This window comes from Mitsuaria sp. WAJ17 (genome assembly GCF_014174515.1).
Taxonomy (GTDB): Bacteria; Pseudomonadota; Gammaproteobacteria; order Burkholderiales; family Burkholderiaceae_C; genus Roseateles_B.
Genome location: NZ_JACJUG010000017.1, coordinates 106,162 through 112,781, shown reverse-complemented (window position 1 = coordinate 112,781; position 6,620 = coordinate 106,162). Strand labels below are relative to the sequence as shown.

The following is a 6,620-nucleotide window of genomic DNA, read 5'->3' as shown; positions in this document are numbered from 1 at the left end:
CGAGTCAGCGCCGATGATAGTGCGGATTCCCGTGTGAAAGTAGGTCATCGTCAGGCTAATATCCCGCCAAACCCCCGGTCCCGCAAGGATCGGGGGTTTTGCTTTTGGGATTCCAGAAATCACCTCTGGCTTGAATTTCGGGGCATCAGCAGGACGGGGCAGCCGCTTAGAGCATCCTGTCGCTGGCCCCGGCCGGCAGAGGATCCGAGCTCCTGCTGGTATTGCCCCAAGGGCATCCTGCGAGATCCGGAGTCGCGCGCCATCGCGCTGCCACCCGAGCGATGCGTCTGCCTAGCTCACGCGGGGATGAGCTAACGCACGGTCAGGCGTTCCGCTACGTCTGAGCTTGTCTGGTCAAAATGGACTGGCAGCCGGTGCTGCGCTGGCGGTTTCCGTCGCATGCAGGTGGGCGTGCCCCTGGAGCGCAGGCTGATGCGTCCTGCTGCATCTCACCCTCGTGCCAGGCTTGTCCCAGGCATGAGTGACTCGCATTTCATCGGCCTTCCAAGCGTTTCATCCGACAAGGCCGCAGGTCACTCTGCAAGGACGGCGCTTCGTCGCTTAGGGCTGGCGGCAGGGGCCATGACTTCAGATACTGTGTCTACACAATCTGACAGGGCTGGTGGGATCATGAAGCAAGTGCAGCAAGCTGAACGCGTGAGCCGCAAAGGTGCGGTGATGGCCGCTGCATGCATGCTGGCTGTGAGCCTGTTCATTCCCGCTGAGCGGGCGGATGCCAGCGAGGTCGTCAAGCTGACGCGCCTGGTCCTCACCGGCAAGCGTTCCGTGGACAATGGCGGCAAGGCCGGGCCGGCTCAGGGCCCGATCGAGCGTCTGCCCAAGGTCAGTGTCGATGGCTTGCGCATGGACGAGACCCCCACCCAGGTCGCTGGACAACTGCGCAGCGGTAGCCGCCCTAGCTGACTCGACCCCATCGTCAGCCCTGCAGATGGAATTGCCAGCTGCAGCTGAAAGGTCCTGATCAGCCATCCAGGACCGCGTTACAGTGCGGAGCATTGTCTTTGCCTGCCCTGTCTTGATGCCCAAGCTTGTCTCCATTGCCGCGCCGGAACCTGCCAAATCGATCGCCCCCGGCAGCAAGGCGCCTGCTGGTCCTCAAGCGGCCGAAAAATACCTGGTGAGCGTGCAGCCCTCGCGTATTGATGGGCACGGCGTCTTTGCCGCAGAGCCCATCCCCGCTCGTCGAAAAATTGGCGAGATGCGTGGAGAGCTGATTTCAGTGGCGGAGGCCCGGCGACGGATTAAGGGCCGGGCACGCATCCATATGGTGGAGGTGAGCGAGCGTCGTGCCATCGACGCTACGGAGTCCGATGGCCCGCTACGCTACATCAATCACTCCTGCCTGCCGAATGCGGTGCTGCGCATTCGCCAAGGGCGCGCTGAGTTCTATGCCATTCGGGATATCGAGCCCGGTGAGGAGCTTACCGCCGACTATGGCGAGAGCCACCATGAGGGCCGCCTGCGCTGCGCCTGCGGGGCGCCTAACTGCAAGGGTCGCCTCTAAAAGGAGGCTCTCCGTCGTCAGCTCGGCAGACTGACCCAGAGGGGGCTCCGCTCGGGCCTGGCTTGTGCCTGGCGCCTGTGATGCAACTTTAGCGAGTGGCCCGGCGCAAGTCCTGTGCAGCGAACAAGGCGTCGTCGATGAGGGCTGCTGGGCAGATCTCTTGTGGCCTGTCATAGGCCTCCTGCAGATAGGCCTGCAGGCTTGGTCCGTCCCCCATGGTCAGGGCGGCGATCACGCTCAGCAATTCAGAATCGGCTTCAGGGCCCGCCCCAGCATGGCTCTGGCTGAGGAATCCTTCCGCCCAAGCGCGTGCGGCCGCGGGCATTCCCCCGGGCGCTTGGCGTGAGTCCGGCCGCTCCCTTGCCCAGGGTAGGGCCTCGGCCAATGGCAGCGCATCTGGGTCTCGCTGCAACTGCACCGTGTCCAAGGCTTCCAGCAGGGCCTGCCACCGTTCGTCCACCCATGCCATGAACTCGTCCAGGAGCTCCTGCTCCACCAGTGCGTCGGCCCATTCCTGGCCCCAGTAGGCGTCCAGTACGGCGACCGGCTCCTCCGCGGTGTGCAGGCAGAGGCCCGCGCAGAGGTGGCCGTCCAGATGATCGGGCGACAGCGGCGTCGCGGTGCGACGGGCACGGGGCGGAAGCTGGGCGAGAAGCTGCATCAGACGTTCTTGCACGGGAAAGGACTCCTCGTCGGCGGGGCGGGTATGGCTCCAGCCCTTAGCCCGGCAGGCTGGCGTCGCCACCCGCCTGCCGGAAAAGAAAAAGGGGCCTCGATGGAGGCCCCATGATGCATCAGTCCGGTGCTCAGAGGCGCTCGGCCACCCAGGCGTGCACGCTGGCCAGGGCCGCGGGCAGGGCGCGGGCATCGGTGCCGCCGGCCATCGCCATGTCGGGCTTGCCGCCGCCCTTGCCGCCGACCTGCTGGGCCACGTAGTTGACCAGTTCACCGGCCTTCACCTTGCCGGTGCTGTCGCTGGTCACGCCCGCGGCCAGCTGCACCTTGTCCCCATCGACGGCAGCCAACACGATGGCGGCAGTTCTGAGCTTGTCCTTGAGCTTGTCCATGGTTTCGCGCAGGGTCTTGGCATCGGCGCCAACCAGCGTGGCTGCCAGCACCTTGAGCCCCTTGACGGCCACGGCCTGGCTCAGCAGTTCGTCGCCCTGAGCGGAGGCCAGCTTGCTCTTGGCGGCAGCCAGTTCCTTTTCCAGCGCACGCACCTGGTCCAGGACGCCAGCCACGCGATGCTCCAGCTCGGCCGGTGCGGCCTTCAGGCTGCCGGCCAAGCTGTTCACGGTGTCTTCCAAGGACTGCAGGTAGGCGAGGGCGTTGTCGCCCGTCACAGCCTCGACGCGACGCACGCCGGCGGCGACCCCGCCTTCGGCCACGATCTTGAACAGGCCGATATCACCGGTGGCCTTCACATGGGTGCCTCCGCACAGTTCCTTGGAGCTGCCGATGCTCAGTACGCGCACGGTCTCGCCGTACTTCTCGCCGAACAGCATCATGGCGCCGCTCTTTTGTGCATCGTCCAGGGCCATCACCTCGGCCTTGGCTCCGGCATTGGCCAGGATCTCGGCATTGACGATGGCCTCGACCTTGCGGATCTCCTCGGCCGTCATTGGGGCGTTGTGGGCAAAGTCAAAGCGGGTGCGTTCGGCATTGACCAGCGAGCCCTTCTGCTGCACATGGGCGCCCAGCACTTCGCGCAAGGCCTTGTGCATCAGGTGGGTGGCGCTGTGGTTGCGCACGGTCTTGCCACGAGCCTCTGCGTTGACTTGGGCCTTGAAGCCGTCACCGACCTTGACCGAGCCTTCCATGACACGGCCGTGGTGGCCGAACACATCGGCCTGGATCTTGATCGTGTCTTCCACGAGCACGCGGGTGCCGGCGTTGCGCAGCTCTCCGCTGTCACCCACCTGGCCGCCGCTTTCGGCATAGAAGGGGGTGTGGTCCAGCACGATCACGGCGTCGTCGCCTGCCTTGGCCTCCTGCACAGAGACGCCGTCCACATACACGGCAGTGACCTTGCTGGTCTCGCAGACCAGATGCTCATAACCGTGGAAGGTGGTGGCCGGCCCGGTGTATTCCAGTCCCTGGGCCATCTTGAACTTGCCGGCAGCACGGGCTTGCTCGCGCTGCTTGTTCATGGCGGCGTCGAAGCCGGCCTGGTCCACGGTCACGCCGCGCTCGCGGCAGACGTCGGCGGTCAGGTCCACCGGGAAACCATAGGTGTCATGCAGCTTGAAGGCGGTCTCGCCATCCAGCTGCTTGTCGCCCTTGGCCAGGGCGCTTTCCAGGATCTCCATGCCGTTGGCGATGGTCTGGAAGAAGCGCTCCTCCTCCTGGCGCAGCACATCGGTCACGCGAGCCTCGGCCTGGCGCAGCTCAGGATAGGCCTCACCCATCTGCTTCACCAACTCGACCACGATCTTGTGGAAGAAAGGGGTGCGGGCGCCCAGCTTGTAGCCGTGGCGGATGGCACGGCGGGCGATGCGGCGCAGCACGTAGCCGCGACCTTCGTTGCCAGGGATCACGCCGTCCACAACGGTGAAGCTGCAGGCGCGGATGTGGTCGGCAATCACCTTGAGCGAGGCGCTGCCCTTGTCGCAGTCGCCGGCGCCAGCACCATCGACGGCTGCCTTGGCCGCGGCCAGCAGGGCCGCGAAGGTGTCGATCTCGTAGTTCGAGTGCACATGCTGCAGCACGGCGGCGATGCGCTCCAGGCCCATGCCCGTGTCCACCGAGGGCTTGGGCAGCGGGTGCATCACGCCGTCCTCGGTCCGGTTGAACTGCATGAACACGTTGTTCCAGATCTCGATGTAGCGGTCGCCGTCTTCGTCGGGGCTGCCCGGAGGACCGCCGGCCACGTCCGGGCCATGGTCGAAGAAGATTTCGGTGCAGGGGCCGCAGGGGCCGGTGTCGCCCATCATCCAGAAGTTATCGGACATGTAGCGGCCGCCCTTGTTGTCGCCGATGCGCACGATGCGCTCGGCGGGCACGCCCACCACCTTGTTCCAGATCTCGTAGGCCTCGTCGTCTTCGGAGTAGACGGTCACCCACAGCTTCTCGGCCGGCAGCCTGTAGTGCTGGGTCAGCAGTTCCCAGGCATAGCTGATGGCGTCCTTCTTGAAGTAGTCGCCAAAGCTGAAGTTGCCCAGCATCTCGAAGAAGGTGTGATGGCGGGCGGTGTAGCCGACGTTGTCGAGGTCATTGTGCTTGCCGCCAGCGCGGATGCACTTCTGGGCCGTGGTGGCGCGGCTGTAGGGGCGCTTGTCGAAGCCAAGGAACACGTCCTTGAACTGGTTCATGCCCGCGTTGGTGAACAGCAGGGTGGGGTCGTCCCCCGGCACCACGGGGCTGGAGGCGACGATCTGGTGTCCCTTGGATTCGAAGAACTTCAGAAAGGTCTGGCGAATGTCTGCTGCTTTCATGCGGCCACTTTCATTGCGGGCGTGAGCCCGGGGCAAGGGCGTCGGCGACGCGGTAAATACTTGATTTTTGGGGATTTTTGATTATAGGGGCCGGCATTGCCCGAGGTGGCTTTGCGGCCGGGGTAGAGTGCTGTCTCCACACCCCCCATTCCCGGAGTTTTCAATGGACAACAAGACCTCCGCCCTGGCCGCCCTGGACGACGCGAGCCTGTTGCGCCAACAGGGCCTGATCAACGGCGAGTGGGTTGGCGGCGAGGCACGGTTTCCAGTGAACGACCCGGCTACCGGTCAGTTGCTGGCCGAGGTGTCCCGCCTGGGCGCGGCCGAGGCTGAGTCCGCCATCGCGGCGGCCAGCGCCGCCTGGCCGGCTTGGCGCAGCAAGACGGCCAAGGAGCGCGCCGCCATCCTCATGCGCTGGCACCAGTTGATGCTGCGCCATGCGGATGACCTGGCCCGCATCATGACGGCCGAGCAGGGCAAGCCCCTGGCCGAGGCGCGGGGCGAGGTGGTGTATGGCGCCAGCTTCCTGGAGTGGTTCGCCGAGGAGGGCAAGCGCATCTACGGCGAGACCATTCCCACAACGGACAACAACAAGCGCTATCTCGTCATCAAGCAAGCCATGGGCGTATGCGCGGCCATCACACCCTGGAACTTCCCTATCGCGATGATCACCCGCAAGGTGGCCCCCGCGCTGGCTGCTGGCTGCACCGTCGTGATCAAGCCGGCCGAGGCCACGCCCCTGTCGGCCCTGGCCGTGGCCGAGTTGGCTCAGCGTGCCGGCCTGCCTGCCGGCGTGCTCAATGTGCTGACATCCGATGCCCAGGGCTCCATCGAGATCGGCCAGGTGCTGTGCCAGAGCGACGTGGTGCGCCATCTGTCTTTCACCGGCTCCACCGAGGTGGGCCGCGTCCTGATGCGCCAGTGTGCGGCCACGGTCAAGAAGCTGTCGTTGGAGCTGGGTGGCAATGCGCCCTTCATCGTCTTCGATGATGCCGACCTCGATGCCGCCGTGGAAGGCGCCATGGCCAGCAAGTACCGCAATGCCGGCCAGACCTGCGTCTGCGCCAACCGGCTTTATGTGCAGCGCGGCGTCTATGACGCCTTCGTGGAGAAGCTGGCTGCCAAGGTGGCCGAGTTGAAGGTCGGCAATGGCTTCGAAGCCGGCGTCAACGTGGGCCCGCTGATCGATGCGGATGCGGTCGCCAAGGTGGAGAGTCATGTCGCGGATGCCCTGGCCAAGGGCGCCCGATTGCTCGCCGGCGGCTACCGTGCCGAGGGCCTGGGGTCCGGCCAGTTCTACGCCCCCACCTTGCTGGCCGATGTGCGGGCCGACATGCTCTGCGCCCGCGAGGAGACCTTCGGCCCCGTGGCCCCCGTGTTCTGCTTCGACACCGAGGCCGAGGTCATCGAGGCGGCCAATGCCACTGAGTTCGGGCTCGCGAGCTACTTCTACAGCCGTGACATCGGGCGCGTATTTCGAGTGGGCGAGGCGCTGGAGTACGGCATGGTCGGCGTCAACGCCGGCCTGATCTCGACGGCCGAGGTGCCCTTCGGCGGAGTCAAGCAGTCTGGCCTAGGTCGTGAAGGCGCCCACCAGGGCATCGATGACTACGTGGAAGTGAAGTACCTCTGCCTGGGTGACATCCAGCGCTGAGTTCGCT

5 protein-coding genes are annotated in these 6,620 nt (G+C 65.3%); 3 read left to right on the top strand and 2 right to left on the bottom strand.

Features of this window, described 5'->3' with window-relative positions; translation table 11 throughout:
• Positions 1-657 precede the first annotated feature (657 nt).
• Both H5407_RS15165 and H5407_RS15160 read left to right on the top strand, forming a co-directional pair.
• The gene (locus H5407_RS15165; RefSeq protein ID WP_183105303.1) at positions 658-924 is read left to right on the top strand and encodes a hypothetical protein; all 267 of its coding nucleotides are present in this window, start codon (positions 658-660) and stop codon (positions 922-924) included.
• A gap of 115 nt (positions 925-1,039) precedes the next feature.
• Positions 1,040-1,525, top strand: a complete 486-nt coding sequence (locus tag H5407_RS15160) for an SET domain-containing protein (protein ID WP_183105302.1) — start codon at positions 1,040-1,042, stop codon at positions 1,523-1,525.
• Positions 1,526-1,613: 88 nt separating this feature from the next.
• Here the strand turns inward: H5407_RS15160 and H5407_RS15155 are convergent, their stop codons facing one another.
• Both H5407_RS15155 and alaS read right to left on the bottom strand, forming a co-directional pair.
• Positions 1,614-2,201, bottom strand: a complete 588-nt coding sequence (locus tag H5407_RS15155) for a UPF0149 family protein (protein ID WP_183105301.1) — start codon at positions 2,199-2,201, stop codon at positions 1,614-1,616.
• A 130-nt stretch (positions 2,202-2,331) separates the two neighbouring features.
• Positions 2,332-4,959 (bottom strand): alanine--tRNA ligase, encoded by a 2,628-nt coding sequence (gene alaS, locus H5407_RS15150; protein ID WP_183105300.1) that lies wholly within the window; start codon positions 4,957-4,959, stop codon positions 2,332-2,334.
• Between the two features lie 163 nt (positions 4,960-5,122).
• Here alaS and H5407_RS15145 point away from each other — a divergent pair, with 163 nt between their 5' ends.
• Positions 5,123-6,613, top strand: a complete 1,491-nt coding sequence (locus H5407_RS15145; RefSeq protein ID WP_183105299.1) for an NAD-dependent succinate-semialdehyde dehydrogenase — start codon at positions 5,123-5,125, stop codon at positions 6,611-6,613.
• Positions 6,614-6,620 lie beyond the last annotated feature (7 nt).